This is a genomic window from Mangrovimonas sp. CR14, from assembly GCF_011764015.1.
Taxonomy (GTDB): Bacteria; Bacteroidota; Bacteroidia; order Flavobacteriales; family Flavobacteriaceae; genus Mangrovimonas; species Mangrovimonas futianensis.
This window is the reverse complement of the sequence record NZ_JAAFZY010000007.1, coordinates 1-22,005: the sequence shown is the minus strand read 5'-3', so window position 1 is coordinate 22,005 and position 22,005 is coordinate 1. Positions and strand designations below refer to the sequence as shown.

Genomic DNA, 22,005 nt, shown 5'->3' with positions numbered 1-22,005 from the left:
ACAACCAATTAAAAACAATTACTTGGCTCTAGCCTACTAGGAAAATCTTCGCGGATTTTCTATGCCAGTTAGCACTGCGTGCTCGTGTCACGTAAAGAAACTATACACAAACCATTATTTGCAAGGATGAAAAAACTTCTTCAAATCATACTAACTCTTTCAATTTTAAATTCTTTTGGTCAAGAAATGGAGAACACATATTTTACATGGGACGATTTCGTCAACAACTTTGGAAAGGAAATGGTTTCTGCACAAGACGTTTATGAGAATATGAAAAAAAGTGAATTAACTGATTTTGCATATACAAAAATCGATTTTCACTTCCTATCTGACAAAAAGGAAAAACTTGAAAAGTTGATTGATTACCTGAAAAGTAATTATGGATATTCGCTTGAGGAATTTAATATTTGGGAAGGTAGTTTTGAATTAAGGGGTAAAACAGATTTGTTTCCAATCACAAGGGATAATTTAATGTATTGGGCTTTAGATATGGCAAAAAGAGGATATGAATTTGATTGTAAATTTGATGCGTACGGAGCTGAAGTTGACAAAAATCCTGTACTTCCAGAATTTATAGAATCAAAAGAGGATTATTATTTTAACAAAGCAATAGATTTATACCATTCAAATAATTTGAGTGGTGCAATTGCAAATTGGACTATTGTTTTAGAAATCAATCCAAAAGAACCGAATTCATACTATTCAAGAGCGATAGTAAAAAATGAACTTTACACTTGGAAATCAGCAATAACTGATTATGACAAAGCAATCGAATTAGCGCCTGATTTTATTGCTGCTATTACAAACAGAGGAACTGTAAAAGATGAAAATGGTGATTACGAAGGAGCTCTTGAAGATTATAAAAAAGCATTGGAATTAGAACCAAATGACTCCATGACATATTTCAACATTGGTAACACGAAATATAATCAAGAGAAAAAAACAGAGGCTTGTGTAAATTGGAAAAAAGCAAAAGAATTAGGAGCTGAATATGCACAAGAAAGAATTGAAAAGTATTGTGAATAAAGTAAAAACACGGTTTGCGACAAATTATAACTGCAATTACAGCTGATTGGACTAACCTAAAACTACCCTCAGGGCAGGCTAGAATCCACTCGGAATTCTAAAGCCAATGCTAAACCGAAAAACATCAAATTTAAATATTCAAGAGAAGTTTATAGGTAACCATTTTAGTGTTTTAATAAAGAACCAATGGATAAAAAAAATCGTAAAGAGGATATGAATTGGGCCAATGAGGCAGATGGAGAATTACATACATCGGAATGGTTTGGTGCAATTATTAGATATTTTTGGAATTTAGGTAGAAAAAAATTTGATGATATTTACACGCCAAAAGAATTTAAAAAAAATGTGATTATAGGATGGCTATTTAAAGTAGTTGTTGTTTTAATTTTAATCTATGTGGGCTATAGATACACTATAACTCATTAAAAAACGTACTGCAACAAAACCTATATGCAATGCCTTTTGGTACACTCGTCTTAGCCAAACCGTTATTATGTATTAACAAGATCATGTTTAAAAGAATTTCATCAGCTAAAACCAATTTTATTTCCATTCTTATACATATTATCGGAGCATTAACTCTTTATGCCATTGCAGTTATCATTATTTTCTTTTTATTTTATTTTTTTCTTGATAAAGGTTTTGGAAGTTTTGAAAATAAAGCCAATAGACTTGCAATTAATTTAATATTTTATTTTCCATTAATTGCAGTTTCATCTCTTTTCACTGTTAGAATTATTAGAAAAGCAAAAAAGGGTCAATTCGAACTTTCAAAAACAACCTTAATTGCTTTGATTATTTCCGTAGTTTTCTATTTGTACTTTTGGCTTCATTAACAAACTCATTTTTAAAAAAGCCCTAATCGAGTTTCCAAAAACTACTTCACCATTACCACAGAGTTGATGTTGCCAGAGCTGTCATATTCTTTGACGGCATTTTTAGGGTCTTCCATCCAGTTACCATCTACAATGAACTTATAATGGTGTTTGCCACCAGATAACATGAGGGTTTTTTCCCAGATACCATCCTTGTTTTTTTTCATTTGTATTTTATGTTCGTCCCAATCTACAAAAGAACCGGTAAGGATAACCGTTTGGGCATCTTGATAGCCATTTAAATGAAAGGTAACAGGAGCTTTTATGTTGAGAACGGAATTATGACCGCTGTATTCATTGGTGCGCTTGTAGGGATTGTCTGGGTCTTCCATCCAATTGCCATCCACAATAAATTTATACTCATAAACACCTGGTCTCAATTGTAGTGTGAGTTCCCAGCCATTTTCGGTTTTTTTCATTCGAAATAGGTGCTCATCCCACTTGTTGAACGAACCGCTCAAAACCACCTTTTTGGCTTTGTCAAACCCATGCAGTTTGAAACAGGCATTCCCATCGGGATCTATTTTGGCAGAATAGAATTTTAAATTGTAGACATAGAGTTTGTCTCCATCTTCATCGGTTGCCGGTGTGATGTTGGACATGCTATTATCGGGTTCGGCCCAATATTTTCTGTTGATTAAAAACTTGAATTCCCAAGTGTAATCATCGGTAAAGTCGTCCAGACTTTTTTTGAGTTGGTAGATGTTTTTATCAATTTGACGCATTTGCCATCCATCGCGAGACCACATGTTGAAGTTACCAGATACAATAACATCCTCCACATTCATGTTTTTGAAATTCCTTCTAACGTTTGTTTGCTCGTTTGTAAACAGTTTGTAATCTCTGATGTCAAAAGTAAACACAACCGTATCGCCCTCTATCTGATAGCCTGAGGCATGCTTTTGTGCCGACAGATGATTAAGGGAAAATAAAAAAAGAACAATATAAATGATACTTTGTCTCAACGTTTGGTAATTGGATCTAATACAAAGTAAAGCTTTTCTTTTTGATAATTGATAATGGTTCGTTTTTGCCTGAAAAATTCATAGCCTAAAATACCGTCTAGATCAACCCCAAAAGCTTCGTTCATTTGACTTAGATTGGTTAAAATGGTGTCCATAGGACCAAAGTAAATTTGGTCTGTCAATTTTACCAAATGCAATTTCCCTGCCAAAACTTCAATTTGTTTGCCAGAGGCGCCGGTAAGTTTTAAGCGGCCGTTGGGTTTAAAGTATTTTAGGGCTTTTCTAGAAACCCGTTTGTTGAGTTGGTTCACTTCTGCAGCGGTATCCAATCCAAATTTTAAAGTTTGGTCGTTAACAGTTGCTTTTAAAACGATGGTATGATTTACAAGGGTAAATGGAATGCTATCGGTAATTTTTTCCAAATACACTTTTTTGTCAAATTTGGTTCCAAATCGGTCTACTTTGGTCAGAGTGATTTGATTTAAGTAAAGGTCAATAAACACTTCGTAGTCCTGAAGTATTTGGAAACCGATGATACCCAGAAGGTGCATTTTTTTGTTTTTCTCAATATGCGATAGATCTATAACATCTGATACTTTGTCACTAAGGCTTAGATTTTGGATGACAAATTCCTTAATCTTTTTCTCTATGGCATCATCCATAAGGTTTACGACACCCGATGTGGCTTTTTTTCGTCTGTTAAATTCATATTGGATGGGGAAGTGGACCTTGTTCAAAATCAAGGTCTCCGAACCCGTGTCGATAATAAAATTACCCTTTTGATCAAAAATTTCTGCTTCAATCACTAAAAGGTGGTCCACCATTTTAAATGGAATCCTGGCAGTATATTCATTGAGAATTTCAGCTTTGGGAAAGGTAATGCCTCCTATCTTTTTTGTAAAGGAAAAAGAGTTGATGTAACAAAGCACAAACAACAGTAAGATATATAATCTTTTGGGTGGCATACTTAATAGACTGCAGGAACCATTTTATGTTACAAGATAATCAAAATTAAATGGAATTAATGGCGTAAATTTGTGTTAAATACGATTATATATGGCTGAATTCATAAGGATTTATGAAGAAAATCCCAATCCGAGGGAAATTCAAAAAGTGGTAAAAATTTTACGTGCAGGTGGATTGATTATTTACCCTACAGATACGGTTTATGGTTTGGGATGTGATATCACCAATAAGGAGGCTTTGGAAAAAGTGGCCCGTATTAAAGGGGTGAAGTTGGAAAAAGCCAATTTTTCATTTGTATGTGAAGATTTGAGTAATTTAAGTGACTATGTCAAACAAATAGATACCGCCACTTTTAAAATTCTAAAACGAGCCTTACCAGGTCCCTATACATTTGTCCTGCCTGGAGCAAAAACATTGCCAACGGCTTTTAAAAAGAAACGAACAGTAGGGATTCGTGTTCCTGATAATAAAATTGCCATTGAAATTGTAAAGCAACTTGGTAATCCTATTATTTCAACTTCCATTTATGATGAGGATGAAATTTTGGAATATACAACCGACCCTGAATTGATCTATGAAAAATGGGATAGGTTAGTAGACTTGGTTATTGATGGTGGTTATGGAGATAATGAACCGTCTACCATTATTGACTTGTCTGAAGACACTCCTGTCGTATTAAGGGAGGGGAAAGGAAGTCTGGAAATCTTTTAAGAAAAACTTATAAAAATAAAAAGTCCGACATGTGTCGGACTTTTTTATGCTCTATATTGAGAAAGATTAATCTTCTCCTTCTCCTTCCTCAGTTGCTTCGGTAGCAGGAGCCGTTTGTTCAGCAGCACCGTTTCCTTCAGCAAGATTTTTCATTTCTTTTTCAACCATTTCATAGAATTGGTCAATTTTAGGCATAACTACGATTCTGGTTCTTCTGTTTTGAGCTCTACCATCAGCAGTATCATTAGAAGCAACAGGTGCGTAGAAACTTCTACCGGCAGCAATCAATTGTTTAGGTTGTACACCTAAATCTTGAAGCACTCTTACCACAGAAGTTGCTCTTTTTACACTTAAATCCCAGTTGTCTTTTAACACGCCTCCTTTGTTGTAAGGTACGTTGTCTGTATGAGCTTCAACCATACATTCAAAGTCTGGTTTGCTGTTAACAACCTTAGCTACTTTTCCTAATACTTCTTGAGCTCTAGAAGTTACTGTGTAACTTCCGCTTTGGAATAATAATTTATCGGCAATAGAGATGAATACAACTCCTTTTTCAACATTGATTTCGATATCTGGGTCGTTGATTCCAACCGCTTTTTTCAAGCTGGTAACAACTGCTAGGGTCACACTATCTTTTTTGTTTAAAGCGTCTTGTAAACGGGTGATTTTAAGATCTTTTTCCTTTAAGCTTTCCAAAGATTTCTCAAGGTTTTCAGCACCTTTTTGAGTTAAGGTTGTTAAGTTTCCTTTGGTATCAATTAAATCTTGATTAGCTTTTCTTAAGTCTTCAAGTTGGTCTCTCATTTGCTCAACACGCGCTGCTGCTGCTGCTTGTTCAGCTAAACAGCTATTTAATTTTACTGTTGCAGAGTTTAGCAAATCTTGCGTTTCTTTTTGTTTTGCCTCAAGTGCAGCATATTCCTTTTTAGAAACACAGGATCCCAGAAGAACTAAGGATAAAACACTCAATAACATTAATTTTTTCATGATAGTTTATGATTAAATAATTAAAAATTTAACATTTCAAAATTATGCAAAACAAGCCTTGTTTGAATGGGGATTAACATAAAATTTAACATTTATGTAAGCGGTCAAACGTTTTGGTTTTTTGCACGTAGTATGTCCAAACGATGGAATTGGTGTAAAAGTAGTCTTTGGACAAATTTTGTTGTTTTCTTTTCGAAATTAAGTAGGGTAGTTTTGAATAAAATGAAAGATGTGCTTTCAGAATTGAAATGGTATGCTGCGGTTTTAATTCCAAAAGAAATTTGATGCTAGCAACTCCATCTAAAACCAGTCGCATGAAGATAAGTGCCCAAATAGGGCCGTAGGCATTTTTAGTCAATGCGAACAGACTGTTTCTAAAGTTGAGATAGGTTTTTCTCGGATTCGTATTTTTTAAGGTAGCACCTCCTACATGATATATAATGCTGCTAGGAAGATAGATGGTTTCTAGGTTTTGATTAAAGGCGCGCCAGCATAAATCTATTTCTTCCATATGAGCAAAAAAGGACTCATCGAAACCGCCCAATTGATGAAAAGTGTCACTTTTTATAAACAAACAAGCTCCAGAGGCCCAAAAAATAGGAGTGCGTTCGTTGTATTGATCTACGTCTTTTTCAACGGTATCAAAGATACGTCCGCGGCAAAAAGGATAACCCAATTTATCAATGAATCCACCAGCTGCTCCAGCATATTCAAAATGATCTTTATTGTGGTAGCTTAAAATTTTGGGTTGGATTAGAGCAGTCTTTGGATAGGTGTTTAACTCTTCGACAATGGGATCTAACCAATTAGGAGTTACTTCCACATCACTATTCAATAAGCAAAAAACGTCAGCATTTATTTGTGAAAGACCGTCGTTATACCCTTTAGCATATCCACCATTTTCCTTATTAACTATAACCTTTACTGTAGGGAAGTTGTTTTCAACCCATGCCACCGAATCATCTGATGAGGCATTATCAACAACATAAATATCTGCATTTCGGGAATGGGCTACCACAGATGGAAGAAATTGCTGCAATAAGTCTTTTCCGTTCCAATTTAAAATGGCTACTGCAAGAGTCATATAGTATACTTAGGTAGGGTTTTTAAAAAATTATAGCATTCGTTTTGCCAATCCATGTGACAATAATAGTGATTAATTCCATTGGTGACCATTAATAGATCAGACTTAAGCGTTAAGTTGTAGCGAGCAATTTGATCAAAAGTAGCTTGCGAAATAGCAATATTTGGTGCTTTGCATTCTACAATCAGATGAATAGAACCATCTGGATGAAACACCACAATATCGTAGCGTTTTTTGAGACCATTTAAATGAATCTCCTTTTCTACATTAATTAAAGAACTGGGATAGCCTTTTTCTTGCATCAAATACTGAATACAGTTTTGTCTAACCCACTCTTCGGGCTGTAGTTGAATAAATTTTTTTCTGATACAGTCAAAGATATAGGCTTTGCCATCTATCTGTTTGAACCTGAACGAATATGTAGGAAAATTTAATGCAACCACGACACAAATGTATCAAACTCTAATGGGAAGTAGGTTATATGGTTGAGAAAAATCCTTAGGTTAAATTAAGGTTAAACGGAAATTAATTTTGGGAACTTACTAAAGGTCATAAATACTTTTAGAGGGAATTCAAATGAACCAACTATGATAAAAAAATTACACAAAAAAATGCTTTTAGCTGCCTGCTTTGCAGGAACCATGTTAACTTCTAATGCCCAAACGGGATTAAATTTTGATGGGGTTAATGATTATGTGGACACCAATGCTGTGCCAATAACTGGGAACAGTGCCCGAACAGTGGAGGCCTGGATTAAAACCACAAAAAATAGTTTGCCATCGGGGCAAGGAGGAGATGGCCAAAGTGTCATTTTAGATTGGGGTTCTTTAGGTACCGGAGGCCGTTTTACGTTTAACGCTCTTTTTAATAATGCGATTCGGTTAGAAGTGCAAGGGAATGGTGTTTCTGGAAACATAGCAGTAAATGATGGAGAATGGCATCATGTAGCTGCCGTTTATGATCCTTCTGCTGCATATGAAGTAAGATTGTATGTGGATGGAGTTTTAGATGTGGAAAATGATTTAACAGTATCTGTTTATACAGGATCTTCAACTAACTTGAGAATTGGAGCTAGAATTGATGATGTGCATTATTGGCAAGGAGGTATCGATGAGGTACGAGTTTGGAATATTGCAAGAACATTAGAAGAAATTCAATCTACCATGGATGTAGAACTATGTTCAGATACATCCAATTTGGTAGCTTATTACAAATTTAATGAAGGAACTGCAGCAGAAGATAACTCTGGCATTACATCAGCAGAAGATACTGCAGGAGTTAACGATGGTACCTTAGAAAACTTTAGTCTTGCGGGTGCAACCTCAAATTGGGTAGAGAGTCATGGGTTTTTATCTTTGGATGAAAATACTTTGACTGCACTACAATCTGGAGCGACTTATCAATGGATAGATTGTGATAATGGTGGAGCATACATTGATGGCGCTACCGAACAGTCCTTTACGCCTGAAGTGTCTGGTACTTATGCGGTAGAAATTACATTGGATGGATGTATGACTACTTCTGAATGTATGGAAGTGGCTTCTCTTGGCATTGAAACTTCTGTTATTGATGGAATCAAGGTATATCCTAATCCAACTTCAGATTTCGTGACCATTTCTTTAAATGAGATAAATAATTATAAGGTAACATTGGTTACCATCACTGGACAAATTATTGGAACTTACAGTGATAATCAATCTAGAGAGTTATCTATTGATTTACAGGATAATAAATCAGGAATCTACTTTTTAAATATTGAAGTAGATGGAATTCAAACAAAGACTATAAAAGTCGTAAGAATTTAATTTTTGACTAAGCTAACTATGTGGGACCGCGGTGGATTTATTTCTGTCGCGGTTTTTTTATGACATTTTGATAAGAATATTATGTGTTTTGTTAGCCAAGTTGGAATGTAATTTCCCTATTTTTGAATCCTAAATTCCTGATAAATTCGTTTCCAATAATACACTTACATGGACGAGGTCAAACAAATAGTAGCCGATATTAAGGCCAGAAAATTTAAACCCATTTATCTTTTAATGGGAGAGGAACCCTATTATATTGACCGTATTTCAGAATTGCTCGAGAAAGAGGTCCTTAATGAAGACGAGAAGGGATTTAACCAGATGACGCTTTATGGCCGTGATGTATCCATAGATGAGATTGTGGGTCACGCCAAACGGTTTCCAATGATGGCAGAATATCAAGTGGTGGTCATAAAAGAAGCTCAAGATTTGTCCAGAACTATTGAAAACCTAGTATCTTATGTGAAGCAGCCACAGCCATCAACAATTTTGGTGCTCAATTACAAGTATAAAACACTTGATAAACGAAAGTCGCTCTATAAGGAAATTAAGAAAGTGGGATTGGTTTTTGACAGTAAGAAATTATACGATAACCAAATTCCTGATTGGATAAAAAGAGTTCTATCGGGGCAAGGGTACACTATTACTCCAAAGGCGGCTATGATGCTTTCAGAGTTCTTAGGAACGGATTTAAGTAAGATTAGTAATGAATTAAATAAACTCCAGGTTATCCTTCCTAAAGGCACACAAATTACTCCTGAACATATTGAGGAAAACATAGGTATTAGTAAGGATTATAATAATTTTGAATTGCATAAGGCTATTGGGGAAAGAGATGAAAATAAGGCGTATCGCATCGTTAAATACTTTGGAGACAACCCCAAGGATAATCCTTTAGTGCTGACCATTGGTTTTCTCTATACTTATTTTTCTAAATTACTTCATTTGCATGGATTGAATGATAAATCATCCCGAAGTGTTGCCGCCGCCTTGAAAATCAACCCATATTTTGCTGGAGAGTATATCACTGCTTCCAAAAATTACCCAATGAGAAAGGTGAGTACTATAGTAGCGACGCTAAGGGAATTTGATGTCAAGTCAAAAGGAGTGGGGGCCAATTCACTTTCCCAAAAAGACATTTTGAATGAACTATTGGTCAAAATTTTCATGTAACCGTTAATTTTTTTAGCATTTTCAATCTTGATTTAACGTTAATCTTGTAGACTTTAACAACCCATATTAAATTAGGGTTAAAGGGCTATAATTTTTCTTGAACCGCCTTCTAAACTTGTAACTTTAAGTATTATTAACCTTAAAAATCAAACGAAGATGGAAAATTTAGAAAGAAAGAGAGTTGCTATTTTGGCAACCAATGGATTTGAAGAAAGTGAATTGTTAAAACCAAAAGCAGCTTTAGAAAAAGCAGGTGCTCAAGTTGAAATTGTATCAGACAGAACAGGAAATATTAAATCTTGGAAAGATGGTCAATGGGGTACCGAAGTTTCGGTGGATAAAACAATTGATCAAGTTTCCCAATCAGAGTATAATGCATTGATGCTGCCTGGAGGAGTTATGAATCCAGATACATTAAGAAAAAATAGAAATGCAGTAAGTTTTGTAAAGTCCTTCTTTGAAAATCATAAACCAGTAGGAGCTATTTGTCATGCTCCTTGGATGTTGGCAGAGGCCGATGTGCTTAATAATAGAAAAGTAACATCATATGGGTCTATTAAAACTGACCTTGTAAATGCTGGTGCAAATTGGGTAGATGAAGAAGTAGTTGTAGATGAAGGCTTGGTTACTAGCCGTACACCAAATGATTTAAATGCGTTTTGTTCTAAATTAGTTGAGGAGGTGTATGAAGGAAAACATGAAGAGCAAGTTGCTTAGATTTTAGAACATGATGTATTAAAAAAGCCACTGTTTAGTGGCTTTTTTCTTATTTAGAATTCAAAAGTGTTCAAATCTACATTAATTTCAAAAAGGACGATCGCACTAGCGCTAGGAGCTTCAAAAGGCGCATCTTCAACAACTGAAGGATTATCTGGATAAGAATTGGTGTCTGGGTTATAAATCAATTCCTTGAATTGCCCTTCACTTTTTACCAATAGCGTTTTCCAGCCGTTTACCATTTTCTTTTCTACAAAAATGGGGGGGCTAGTAACCGAAAATTTAGTTATCAACTGATAATCTGAGCTTAATAGGACATAAGTGCATCCCCCCGTACCACAAAAATAGGGAGAGGTAAGTTGTATAAAGATTTCATTTTTGCTATCCCCATTTAAATCAACTTCCTCAAATTGGTATTTGCGGTCTGTAGGGCTCATAATGGGAATGTCATCTTTTAAATCATCTTCCAAAAAGGCCTTTATTTGATCTTCCCGCGGCAATGAATCATAATCTGGAGTTGTATCCAACTCTACAGTTCTAATGGCTGAATCAGGTGTGTCGACTTCGTCCTCTATCTGGATTGTGGCATGGTTACTATTTCTACAAGAGGAAAAAACGATAAGGAAAAGCAGGAGGAGACCATTTATTTTCATGTGGATGAGGATTAGGTTATTAAATGTAATTTAAAATAATTATAAAACCAACAACTTGAGGTGATTAGCTATAAAAATAAAGTTTGTGTGGGTTTTAAGAATAAAAAAGCCCTCTTTTAGATGTGAGGGCTTTTAATTTAGAACCTAAAATTTCTACCTTAATTTAGGATATGTATTTGGATCAGATTCATGCATTACGGCATAAATGGCCTCAAAAATGTCTTCATGCGATGGTTTTGAGAAATAATCTCCATCACTACCATAAGCAGGTCTATGCTCTTTAGCAGTTAAAGTACTTGGTTTGCTATCTAAATGCTTATACGCATTTTGTGTATTTAAAATTTCATTTAAAATGTAAGCTGAAGCACCTCCAGGAACATCCTCATCAATAACCATCAAACGATTGGTTTTGGCTACACTTTTTACGATATCGTGATTCAGATCAAATGGAATCAATGATTGCACATCTATCACTTCAGCATCAATACCAACTTCCATTAATTCTTTAGCAACGTCCTCGACAATACGTAAAGTAGAGCCATAAGAGACTAAAGTGATATCTTTTCCTTCCTTTAATGTCTCAACAACACCAACTGGGGTTTTAAAGTCACCCATATTTGTAGGTAGCTTTTCTTTGAGGCGGTAACCATTTAAACATTCTATCACCAAGGCGGGATCGTCACTTTCTAAAAGGGTGTTATAGAAGCCAGCTGCTTTGGTCATGTTTCTAGGAACCAGAATAAGTATACCTCTAACCAAATTTAAAATGCCTCCTAGTTGAGAACCTGAATGCCAAATCCCCTCTAGTCTATGTCCTCTAGTTCTAACAATAACCGGAGCTTTTTGATGCCCTTTGGTTCTGTATTGTACAGTGGATAAATCATCACTCATCGTTTGGAGTGCGTACATTAGGTAGTCTAAATACTGAATTTCAGCAATAGGCCTTAATCCTCTCATGGCCATCCCGATTCCTTGTCCAAGTATGGTAGCTTCTCTAATACCAGCATCAGCCACTCTTAGTTCTCCATATTTCTCCTGCATCCCTTCCAAACCTTGGTTTACATCTCCAATATTTCCAGAGTCCTCACCAAAAATCAAAACTTCAGGGTGTTTGCTAAAAAGCGCATTAAAATTGTCTCTAATGATAATTCTAGCGTCTACTTCTTCTGAAGTTTCTTTATATTGAGGTTTTACCTCTTCAACTAGGCGTGTCGCCTTTTGTGATTCACTATAAAGATGTGAACTATATTTAGGCTGGATATTATCAAAATAAGTTTCTATCCAGTTAATCAGATTCTGTTTTTCAGGGGTGTTTTCTGAAATCACATATTTAAGAGCTTTTCTTGCTGTAGAAATAACATCTTTTCTGATAGGCTCTGAAATAGCATCCAACTCATTTTTAAGTTTGGTAATGAATACCTTATTGGGACTTCTTGATGCGAGCTTATCTAATATGTCTATAATTTGTGACTTTTCTTCTTTAATAGGGTGAACGAACGAAGTCCAAGCTGCTTTTTTACCATCACGAACTGCCTTTTTGATAGATTTCTCCAACTCAGAAAGCTCTTCCTCGGTAGCAATGCCAGTAGCAATCATCCACTCCCTCATTTGGGCATTACAGTCATATTGAACCTCCCATTCCAATCGCTCCTTACTTTTGTATCTTTCATGAGATCCTGAGGTAGAATGACCTTGGGGTTGTGTCAACTCCTGCACATGGATCAAGACAGGTACGTGCTTTTCACGAGCAATTTGCGAAGCTTCTTCATAAACTTCGATCAATGAAACGTAATCCCAACCTTTAACTTTTAAGATTTCGTAACCATTGCTATTTTCATCCTTTTGGAATCCTTTAAGGATTTCGGAAATATTTTCTTTGGTTGTCTGGTGTTTTGCATGCACAGAAATACCATATTCGTCATCCCAAACACTTATAATCATAGGAACTTGAAGGACGCCAGCTGCATTAATCGTTTCAAAAAACAATCCCTCACTAGTACTTGCATTACCTATGGTTCCCCACGCAACCTCATTTCCATTATTCGAAAATTTGGAACTGTCTATGCCTTCTACGTGTCTGTAAATTTTTGAAGCTTGCGCTAAACCAAGCAATCGTGGCATCTGACCCGCGGTAGGAGAGATGTCTGAGCTTGTATTTTTTGTTTTTGTTAAATCCAGCCAATCACCATTCTCATCTATGGTTGGAGTCATAAAGTGGCCTCCCATTTGTCGTCCTCCAGACATGGGTTCCTGATTGAAGTCAATATTGGCATAAAGACCAGAGAAAAAGTTTTCAATGGATAATTTTCCAATAGCCATCATAAAGGTTTGATCTCTGTAGTAACCAGATCTAAAATCACCATTTTTAAAGGCCTTGGCCATTGCTAATTGTGGTACTTCCTTACCACCTCCAAAGATTCCAAACTTAGCTTTTCCTGTAAGCACTTCTCTACGTCCAAGAAGGCTACATTCTCTTGAGGTAACGGCTACTTTGTAATCGTTAAGTACCTCTTGTTTAAAATCGTCAAAAGAAAGTTTAGTTTTAATATCAGGATTTGTTTGCATAGTGTTTTTGAGAATTACTGCAAAAGTAAGAAATTTTGATAACTTTTGCAACGCGAAAAACAGTTAATATTTTGAGTATTATTCAAAATAGGAGGTTAAAATTATGCAATTTTTAAAAAAATCTCTAAAAATTACATTTTCATTAAAAAAACCTCAATATGTTAATAGGGTTTTTTGATAAAAATAGGGGCTGTTTTTAATACCAGCGCCTTGTAAATAAACCAAATAGAGTCTTGATGTCTAAGGTAACTATGAACCTGATTTTTTCTTCGTAGTTGGGTTGGGCAACTTCCCAGCCTAAATTGGAATAAACTGGAAAGTATAGTTCGAAGTAATCTTCAACCAGACTAAATCGGATTCCTGAATCATAAACAAACTCGGGATTGAAATTATGGTTTTTTACCAATCCAATATCACCATAGGCATGAATGTATTTCCAGATGGTGGCGCTACCGTTCAATGTAGTTATCCATTGGTTGGCATATGCGGGATTTAATTTGGACTTAAATCCACCTTCGGCTATAATTAATTGCTGACTAAATATCCCTGTATTTTCTGATCTTCCGTAGTAATTGTAATCAAATAAGTAGTCTGTTGGTCGGTCTAAAGCAAAGCTAAAGAAATTCGAATTTTCATAGGTTTTATTATACAAGAAAACACCTCCAAAGAACCTTAGGTTATATTGTCGGTTACCTTCGGTAAGGGTCCTAAACTCATAGTTGAAGGAAGCTTTCCCAAAGTTTTTGGCCAACTGTAAATCGGTATTCCAAAATTTATAATTTTTTAAATTGGGATTGGAATGCCCAAATTGGGCATTGAATACCCCGTAACTGGGTTCTTCTTCTACGTTGTAAATGCCTAGTGGATCTTCTTCACGATTGATGGAAACATATCGAAAAGTAAGATAGTTTTTTCTATTGTTTCTTAAGTCTTTATGGTCTCTAAATCGAAACTGAACATAGGGTTGCAGCGAAGTATAGCTCAAGTTTGGAGCATAGTTGGAGTACGCTCCTGAAAACCCATATCTAATGTAATAAAGATCTCTATTTTCTGGTCTTTGAATATAGCTTACATTTCCGCTTCCAACCAACTGTTGGCTTTTTAAAGCATAACTAGGCCTAAGGTTGTAGTTAAATGCTTTGGTGAGTACTGTTTTATTATAAAGCTTAAGTCCTGGTGCAAAACCATCATAATAGTTGTATTTAATTTGAGGCATGAAGAATATTTGATTGTAGTAGGGGTCTTCAATGTCTTTAAACAATCTAAACTGAATAGGTTTGTTGTTGAACAAAAAACCTTTCATGGATTTCCAATTATCTCTCAAATTAAATTCGGGAATGGACTTATCATAATTAAGGACTAATTTATCGATATGATCCTTAGGAACTGTGACCGTTTTAGATTTATTGATATCATCTACCCAAGTTTTGTAAACTACAGAATCATTTCTTAGGCCAAAAAGAGAGACCGGCATATGATTATCTCTTTTGTTCTTAATGGTTACTTGAATGGAATCTGGGAATTCTTGAACCTCTTTAATTTTAAAGTCAATTTTCTTGGATGTTTTGAGATATTCGTCAAAGAACCAATGGATGTTTTTTGATGTCTTTGATTTTATCAATTGTTCAAAATCACCGGTATTGGTTTCTTTTAGACTTTGGTTGGCGATGAACTCTTTGATGGTGTTTTCAAGAATATTGGCATTCACATAATCGTCTAGATACCTCAGTCCTACGCCTGCTTTATATTTGTTGGCGATATTCATATTGAATTTTAACAAGCTGTCTTTTTGCATCAATAAAGGTTGATCCAAATTGGTTCTTGCCATGTGCATATAAAGAAAATTGTATTGGTCATTAAAATCCAATTCGGCGGCATGAAAAGTTCTGATTCCCCAGACATTTGAAAGGGTTCCAAAAATTTTCATTTCAGGGTAATTTTCATCTACATATTTTATCAAAAAGTATGTTTGAAGACCATCAATCAACCACTGGTCTTCTCTTGGGTTGATCAATAAAATATTTTCTAAATAGTTGTTTAGTGCCGTTTTTAGAATCTTGAGTTCATATTGAAATTGATCAGGAAATGGTCTAATAAAATCGGGTAGGAGGTTCAATCCGTAAATGGGATTCTTTTTGTAATCGATATGTGTTAATAGCAAGTTTTCATGAGGATAACTACCCAAATTTTGATCTAAGAATCCCGCAATTTTGTCAATATTTATTAGCTGATCAACTAAATTTAAATTTTCATTATCAATGTTGTAGATAAGGGTGAAATATTCAGTTTCTACTTGACTGAATCGTTTAAGGCGATCTAAAAAAAGTTTGGTGTTGATTCGGTCCTTTCCCTCTAAAGTGATTATTTGTTTATTGCCATCATTTTTGGTAGATAGCACGTTTAATTCGGATGCAAGATATAAGTCTTTGGGAAAACGTACTTCCATGGATATATCCGATTTTGGAATAAACATATCATCTAAATCCTTATTGCTATAATATTGCCATTTACCATTATATATGGCAGGTGTAATATACCAGTATCTTAGGTGGTATTCTCCCAGATCAGAGACCCCATACCTAGTAAATTTATCATTGGGAACTTGAACTACATATTTTAACTCTATGGTATAAGATTCATTTGGTTTTATTGGCGTTATAGGGATTACTTTGATAACATCTGGTTGGTCTTTAAGTCTGTTGAAGCTTAATTCTTGACCATTTTGCGTCATTGCTGTGATGGCTGTATAACCACGATCCTCACTTTTAGCAAAATGGAAAACCGTTTTATATTCCTCAGCAAACCTTTTAGCTAAAGGTGTGGTCTTGCTGCTAAAACTTTGAATCCAGTCATTAAGATAAATTTCTGTCAAAACATCATTCGATGTGTTTATATACGTAATGGTTTGCTCAATTTTGATTTGTTTGTTTTCTGTATCAAAATCGGCTTTTATATCCATACGGTTTTGACCCCAAATGATGGTGTTAAAAAGGCAAAAGACAACAACTAACCGAAGTCTTAAGGAGAATCTAAATAAATTCAACTTTGGCAATGGAATGTTAATAGCAATTATTTTAAGGAAATATAGTCTATTTTGTATTAAAAATTTACAAGTTTCTGTTAAAGTAAAAGACTAGAAGTTTGGACTTAATCCAAATTGGTTATAGAATTCGTCTAGAATATTTACAACTTCATCTGCCGTGTCAACTAGGTGTATAAGATCAAGGTCTTTGGGACTGATATTTTTTTCATTTATCAAAGTATTTTTAATCCAATCCATAAGGCCTTCCCAAAAATCTGTTCCAACTAATATAATTGGGAAACGCTCAATTTTATTGGTTTGAATGAGTGTTATAGCCTCAAATAGTTCGTCTAATGTTCCAAAACCACCTGGCATTACAACAAAACCTTGAGAGTACTTGACGAACATAACTTTTCTCACAAAGAAATAATCAAAGTCCAAACTTTTATCAGAGTCGATGTAAGGATTATCGTGTTGTTCAAACGGAAGTTCAATATTCAGTCCAACAGAAGTTCCACCAGCAATATGAGCACCCTTGTTTCCTGCTTCCATAATACCAGGGCCGCCACCTGTAATTACACCGTAACCTTTATGAACGATTTTTTTAGCAACTTCTTCGGCTAGTTTATAGTATTTATGGTTGGGCTTGGTTCTAGCTGATCCAAAAATAGAAACACATGGTCCTATTCTGCTTAGTTTTTCATAACCATTTACAAATTCTCCCATAATTTTAAAAATGGCCCAAGAATCATTGGTTTTTATTTCATTCCAGCTTTTATGGTGTCGTTCTTTTCTCATATTTGTGATTAATAAGCTTGTCTAAAACCAACAAATTTAAAGGAATTAAATGATTTCATACAATTAAATCAACTATTTGCTTCTTGTTTGGAATCATAAAAAAAGCCTGACAAAAATGCCAGACTTTTTATTATTTTGAATTCTTAATTTGTTACAGAGGTTTGCGTCCTGAAATGATATTATACAAAATAACAATAACGGCAATCACAATTAAAACGTGAATTAAACTGCTTGTTCCCAATCCAGGAATAATACCTAGCATACCAAGTAACCAGGCGATAATACAGATTACGGCAACTAACCATAGTAAACTTTTCATAATTATTGATTTTTAGTGTTATGAATCTAATGTAGTAAATAATTAAGTAGTATTGTTAATTATCGCTAGTTATTAACTTAAAGTTATAATGAATTAATAAAAAATTAAGAGTTTAGTTCCTTTTTTAGAAATTTAGCTGTGTAGCTTTTTGTGTTCTTTGTCAAAGCTTCAGGGGTTCCTATTCCAACAACCTTTCCACCTTTTTTTCCTCCTTCATAGCCAATATCGATAAGGTGGTCACACATTTTGATAACATCCATATTGTGCTCTATGATCAGAACAGTATTGCCCTTATTAACTAATTTATTAAGGACCAACATGAGCACACGAATATCCTCAAAATGCAATCCTGTTGTGGGTTCATCTAAAATATAAAACGTATTACCAGTATCTCTTTTACTCAATTCAGTGGCAAGTTTGATTCGCTGTGCTTCACCGCCAGACAAAGTAGTGCTTTGCTGACCTAGAGTGATATAGCCCAAACCTACATCTTGAATGGTTTTTAATTTTTTATAGATTTTCGGAATGTGTTCAAAGAATTCTACCCCTTCATTGATGGTCATTTCCAACACATCACTAATGGATTTTCCTTTATATCTTATTTCTAGGGTTTCCCTATTGAATCGTTTTCCTTGGCACGTTTCGCATTCCACGTAAACATCTGGGAGGAAATTCATTTCAATGACTCTCAATCCACCTCCTTGGCAAGTTTCACATCGGCCTCCTTTGACATTAAAGCTAAATCTTCCAGGTTTATATCCACGTATCATGGCTTCTGGAATTTTAGCGAATAAACTTCTTATTTCACTAAATACGCCCGTGTAAGTGGCTGGATTGCTTCTAGGAGTCCTTCCTATAGGTGATTGATTGATGTCGATTACTTTATCTATGTTTTCTAATCCCTTAATGTTTTTATAAGGCATAGGTTTTTTAACACCATTAAAATAATGGGCATTCATTATAGGGTAGAGGGTTTCATTTATTAAAGTAGATTTCCCGCTACCGGATACCCCGGTTATTCCTATCATTTTACCCAATGGAAATTCTACGGTAATATCTTTAAGATTGTTACCGGTGCATCCCTCTAAAAGGATTGTTTTACCATTTCCTGCTCGACGTTCTTTGGGTACTTCAATCTGTTTGGTGCCGTTTAAGTAGTCGGCTGTTAATGTGTGGTGTGTTTTGAGTTCCTCGGGGTTACCTTCGCTGATAATTTCTCCACCATGTTTTCCAGCTTTTGGTCCAATATCTATAACATAATCAGCGCGTTCTATCATGTCTTTATCATGCTCAACCACGATTACCGAATTCCCAACATCTCTTAAAGATACCAAGGAATTGATAAGTTTTTCATTGTCTCTTTGGTGCAAACCAATACTTGGTTCATCAAGAATATAAAGTACACCAACTAATTGGGAACCAATTTGTGTGGCGAGCCTGATTCTTTGAGCTTCCCCTCCTGAAAGGGACTTAGAGCTTCTGTCAAGTGATAGATATTCTAATCCTACGTCCACTAAAAATCGTAACCTCGTTTTTATTTCTTTGATGATTTCTTCGGAAATTTTCCATTGTTTGCCACTTAGATGTTTTGGTAGGTCTTCAAACCAGTCCGACAAATCAATGATATCTTTATGAGCTAATTCGGCAATATTTAACTCATTGACTTTGAAATAAAGTGATTCTTTTCTTAATCTGCTGCCACCACATTCCTGACAAGGTACCTTGTCCATAAATTCTTTGGCCCAACGTTTTAAGGAAGTGGAATCAGAATTGTGGTATTGGTTTTCAATAAAATTCGCTACTCCTTCAAAATCAATATTGTAATTTCTGGTAACTCCTAGGGTTTTGCTCTCAACTGAAAATTTTTCATTCCCTCCATAAAGTATCATTTCCTTAGCTTCTTTAGGAATGCTTTGGTAAGGGTCATTTAATGAAAATTGAAATCTTTGGGCAATGGTTTCCAATTGTTTAAATATCCAGCTATTTTTTTGAGGTCCGTGTGGTGCTAATGCACCTTGCTTTATGGATTGTGATGTATCAGGAATGATTTTTTGCTCATTAATTTGATACAGTTTTCCCAATCCATGGCATTTTGGACAAGCACCTTTGGGTGAATTGAACGAGAAATTATTGGGCTCTGGATTTGGGTATGAGATACCCGTAGATGGACACATTAAATTCCGACTGAAATACCTAACTTCATCTGTGTCTTGGTCTATTACTATAAGCACGTCCTCACCATGATACATGGCTGTATTGATGGTTTCAGAAAGGCGTTTATCATTGTCAATGGAGTCGTCAATTTTAAGACGATCAATTACAATTTCAATATCGTGAGTTTTATAACGATCTAATTTCATTCCTTTAATTAAATCGCGTATCTCACCATCGGTTCTCACTTTTACAAATCCTTGTTTGGCAATTTGTTCAAAAAGTTCCCGATAATGCCCTTTTCGAGAACGAATAACAGGGGCCAAAATGTTGATGCGCTTACCCTTGAAATTTTCAATAATCAGTTCCTTAATCTGGTCATCGTTATAGCTAACCATTTTTTCACCAGTATTATAACTGTAAGCGTCACTGGCACGTGCGTAAAGTAACCTGAGAAAGTCATAAATTTCAGTGATGGTGCCTACCGTAGAACGTGGCGATCTGCTAGTAGTTTTTTGTTCAATAGCAATAACTGGAGAAAGCCCATCAATTTTATCAACATCTGGTCGTTCCAACCCACCTAAAAATTGGCGCGCATAGGCTGAAAATGTCTCAATGTAACGACGCTGCCCTTCAGCATAAATGGTGTCAAAAGCCAATGAAGATTTACCACTGCCTGAAAGGCCAGTGATAACAACCAATTTATCCCTTGGAATGGTGACATCAATATTCTTAAGATTATGGACTCTGGCGCCCTTAACTTCTATGTGTTCTTCAAATTGGCTCATAAAAATGCAAAGACACAAAGGTACTTAATTTGCGTTGAAAATAGAAGGGCATTTCATCATATGAAATTATCGTATGTTTGCGACTAATTTTTAAAAACTAACCATGAAAAACCTACTGTTCATTACTTTTTTATTTTTCCAAATCAGCCTGTTTTCTCAAATAAAATTTGAAAATGGCTACTATATTACCAATTCAGGAAGCAGAGTTGATTGTCTCATAAAAAATAAAGACTGGAAAGGGAATCCCAATACTATTATGATTAAAAAGGATCTGTCATCCCAAGTAGAATCGTTGACCATTTCTGATATAAAGGAATTTGGAGTTAATGGAAAATCTCAATATGTAAGAAGACAAGTGCAAATAGATATTTCAAGTGATCATTTGGACAATTTAAGTTTACAAAGGGAACCTAAATTTGAAACAAAGAATCTTTTTCTTAAAACCTTAGTTAGTGGTAAGGCACATTTGTTTCAATTCACTGAAAAGGATGGGCTTTCAAAATATTTTTTTAGTCTCGATGGAGGTGAAACTACGCAATTGATTTACAAACGATATGTAAACGACAAACGAGAAATTTTCTACAATAAAGATTTTAGAGAACAAATCTATTCCCAATTAACATGTGGTTCCAAGATGTTGGAAATGGTAAGAAGTGTAGAATATAATTCAAAAGACTTAACTAAGGTGTTTATGGGCTATAATACTTGCGAAAATGTGGATTATAATGTTTATAAGAATAATAATAAGGCTCAATTTCACCTTTCATTAAGACCTGGTCTGAATTTCTATTCCATGGAGGTAACGACTCCGAATGAAGTTGTCTTTGGATATATAGATTTTGGAATGCAAACAGCTCTCAGGGTAGGGGCTGAACTAGAATTGGTTCTTCCTTTTAATAAAAATAAATGGGCCGTTATATTAGAGCCTGTTTATGCTTCCTTCAAATCAGATGCAGTAGGGCCTTTAGGTTTATATGGTTATTATGCTAGCGTAAATTATCAATATTTGGATATTAATTTTGGTGTTAGACATAAATTCTATTTGGCTAATGATGCCCTCATTTTTGCCAACTTTACCTATGGATATGTAAAAGAGTTAGGTGATGCGAAAATAGATTTTGATAAAAGAACGGACATTGAATTAAGTCAGTTGGGGAACTTTAAATTTGGTTTGGGATGTAAATTTTTAAATAAATTTTCGGGCGAGATTCAATATGCTTTCAAAGGACAAGTGGCCTCTGATTATTCTAATTGGGGGGCAGATTACCAAGGTTATTCCATCATTTTAGGATATACCATTTTTTAAATATTTGTAACACTTAAAAAAAAGCCTCTGATTTCTCAGGGGCTTTTTAGGTTTATAATGAAGTTAGTTTAAGAGTTTCCTTTATTAACGCTTG

Annotated in this window: 19 protein-coding genes; 8 read left to right on the top strand and 11 right to left on the bottom strand. The window is 35.0% G+C overall.

All coding sequences use genetic code 11. The annotated features are described in order from the left end of the window. The first annotated feature begins 126 nt into the window (after positions 1-126). From GZ212_RS13730 to GZ212_RS13720, 3 genes are all read left to right on the top strand, one after another. Positions 127-1,026 carry a tetratricopeptide repeat protein gene (locus GZ212_RS13730; RefSeq protein WP_240923820.1) on the top strand — a complete coding sequence of 300 codons (900 nt, stop codon included), beginning with the start codon at positions 127-129 and terminating at the stop codon, positions 1,024-1,026. 186 nt (positions 1,027-1,212) lie between these two features. Further along, complete coding sequence (locus GZ212_RS13725) at positions 1,213-1,452, top strand: hypothetical protein (protein WP_166961377.1); 240 nt, start codon at positions 1,213-1,215, stop codon at positions 1,450-1,452. A 29-nt stretch (positions 1,453-1,481) separates the two neighbouring features. After that, positions 1,482-1,862: a hypothetical protein gene (locus GZ212_RS13720; RefSeq protein ID WP_166961375.1), complete on the top strand. Its 381-nt coding sequence runs from the start codon at positions 1,482-1,484 to the stop codon at positions 1,860-1,862. A 41-nt stretch (positions 1,863-1,903) separates the two neighbouring features. Here GZ212_RS13720 and GZ212_RS13715 read toward each other — a convergent pair whose 3' ends face one another. Further along, a complete protein-coding gene (locus GZ212_RS13715) occupies positions 1,904-2,866 on the bottom strand; it encodes a glycogen-binding domain-containing protein (RefSeq protein WP_166961373.1) in 963 nt (320 codons plus the stop codon). Beyond that, positions 2,863-3,831 carry a retropepsin-like domain-containing protein gene (locus tag GZ212_RS13710; RefSeq protein WP_053970417.1) on the bottom strand — a complete coding sequence of 323 codons (969 nt, stop codon included), beginning with the start codon at positions 3,829-3,831 and terminating at the stop codon, positions 2,863-2,865. The genes GZ212_RS13715 and GZ212_RS13710 overlap by 4 nt, the downstream gene beginning before the upstream one ends. A 91-nt stretch (positions 3,832-3,922) precedes the next feature. Between GZ212_RS13710 and GZ212_RS13705 the strand changes: the two genes are divergently transcribed. Then, positions 3,923-4,543, top strand: a complete 621-nt coding sequence (locus GZ212_RS13705; RefSeq protein ID WP_053970416.1) for an L-threonylcarbamoyladenylate synthase — start codon at positions 3,923-3,925, stop codon at positions 4,541-4,543. A 66-nt stretch (positions 4,544-4,609) separates the two neighbouring features. On the opposite strand, the gene GZ212_RS13700 is transcribed toward GZ212_RS13705, so the two are convergent. The 3 genes from GZ212_RS13700 to GZ212_RS13690 form a co-directional block, all read right to left on the bottom strand. Further along, the gene (locus tag GZ212_RS13700; RefSeq protein WP_082316504.1) at positions 4,610-5,530 is read right to left on the bottom strand and encodes an OmpA family protein; all 921 of its coding nucleotides are present in this window, start codon (positions 5,528-5,530) and stop codon (positions 4,610-4,612) included. Positions 5,531-5,615: 85 nt separating this feature from the next. Further along, entirely contained in the window at positions 5,616-6,614 is a 999-nt protein-coding gene (locus GZ212_RS13695; protein WP_166961371.1) for a glycosyltransferase family 2 protein, read from the bottom strand. After that, positions 6,611-7,057 carry a type I restriction enzyme HsdR N-terminal domain-containing protein gene (locus tag GZ212_RS13690; protein WP_166961368.1) on the bottom strand — a complete coding sequence of 149 codons (447 nt, stop codon included), beginning with the start codon at positions 7,055-7,057 and terminating at the stop codon, positions 6,611-6,613. The genes GZ212_RS13695 and GZ212_RS13690 overlap by 4 nt, the downstream gene beginning before the upstream one ends. 144 nt (positions 7,058-7,201) lie before the next feature. Here GZ212_RS13690 and GZ212_RS13685 point away from each other — a divergent pair, with 144 nt between their 5' ends. From GZ212_RS13685 to GZ212_RS13675, 3 genes are all read left to right on the top strand, one after another. After that, positions 7,202-8,419, top strand: a complete 1,218-nt coding sequence (locus tag GZ212_RS13685; protein WP_166961366.1) for a LamG-like jellyroll fold domain-containing protein — start codon at positions 7,202-7,204, stop codon at positions 8,417-8,419. 168 nt (positions 8,420-8,587) lie between these two features. After that, positions 8,588-9,592, top strand: a complete 1,005-nt coding sequence (gene holA / locus GZ212_RS13680) for a DNA polymerase III subunit delta (protein WP_166961363.1) — start codon at positions 8,588-8,590, stop codon at positions 9,590-9,592. A 156-nt stretch (positions 9,593-9,748) separates the two neighbouring features. After that, on the top strand, positions 9,749-10,309 hold the full coding sequence (locus GZ212_RS13675) for a type 1 glutamine amidotransferase domain-containing protein (RefSeq protein WP_166961361.1): 561 nt from the start codon (positions 9,749-9,751) through the stop codon (positions 10,307-10,309). Between the two features lie 53 nt (positions 10,310-10,362). Here the strand turns inward: GZ212_RS13675 and GZ212_RS13670 are convergent, their stop codons facing one another. From GZ212_RS13670 to uvrA, 6 genes are all read right to left on the bottom strand, one after another. Then, positions 10,363-10,962 (bottom strand): hypothetical protein, encoded by a 600-nt coding sequence (locus GZ212_RS13670; protein ID WP_166961358.1) that lies wholly within the window; start codon positions 10,960-10,962, stop codon positions 10,363-10,365. 153 nt (positions 10,963-11,115) lie between these two features. Then, positions 11,116-13,527 carry a thiamine pyrophosphate-dependent enzyme gene (locus GZ212_RS13665; protein ID WP_166961356.1) on the bottom strand — a complete coding sequence of 804 codons (2,412 nt, stop codon included), beginning with the start codon at positions 13,525-13,527 and terminating at the stop codon, positions 11,116-11,118. A 196-nt stretch (positions 13,528-13,723) separates the two neighbouring features. Then, complete coding sequence (locus tag GZ212_RS13660; RefSeq protein ID WP_240923819.1) at positions 13,724-16,486, bottom strand: metalloprotease; 2,763 nt, start codon at positions 16,484-16,486, stop codon at positions 13,724-13,726. A 174-nt stretch (positions 16,487-16,660) separates the two neighbouring features. Then, the gene (locus GZ212_RS13655) at positions 16,661-17,347 is read right to left on the bottom strand and encodes a TIGR00730 family Rossman fold protein (protein WP_166961353.1); all 687 of its coding nucleotides are present in this window, start codon (positions 17,345-17,347) and stop codon (positions 16,661-16,663) included. A gap of 151 nt (positions 17,348-17,498) precedes the next feature. Next, positions 17,499-17,666, bottom strand: a complete 168-nt coding sequence (locus GZ212_RS13650) for a lmo0937 family membrane protein (protein ID WP_157492056.1) — start codon at positions 17,664-17,666, stop codon at positions 17,499-17,501. Positions 17,667-17,770: 104 nt separating this feature from the next. Next, positions 17,771-20,605 carry an excinuclease ABC subunit UvrA gene (gene uvrA / locus GZ212_RS13645; protein ID WP_166961351.1) on the bottom strand — a complete coding sequence of 945 codons (2,835 nt, stop codon included), beginning with the start codon at positions 20,603-20,605 and terminating at the stop codon, positions 17,771-17,773. Between the two features lie 103 nt (positions 20,606-20,708). Here uvrA and GZ212_RS13640 point away from each other — a divergent pair, with 103 nt between their 5' ends. Beyond that, the gene (locus GZ212_RS13640; protein WP_166961348.1) at positions 20,709-21,911 is read left to right on the top strand and encodes a hypothetical protein; all 1,203 of its coding nucleotides are present in this window, start codon (positions 20,709-20,711) and stop codon (positions 21,909-21,911) included. Positions 21,912-22,005: the final 94 nt, after the last annotated feature.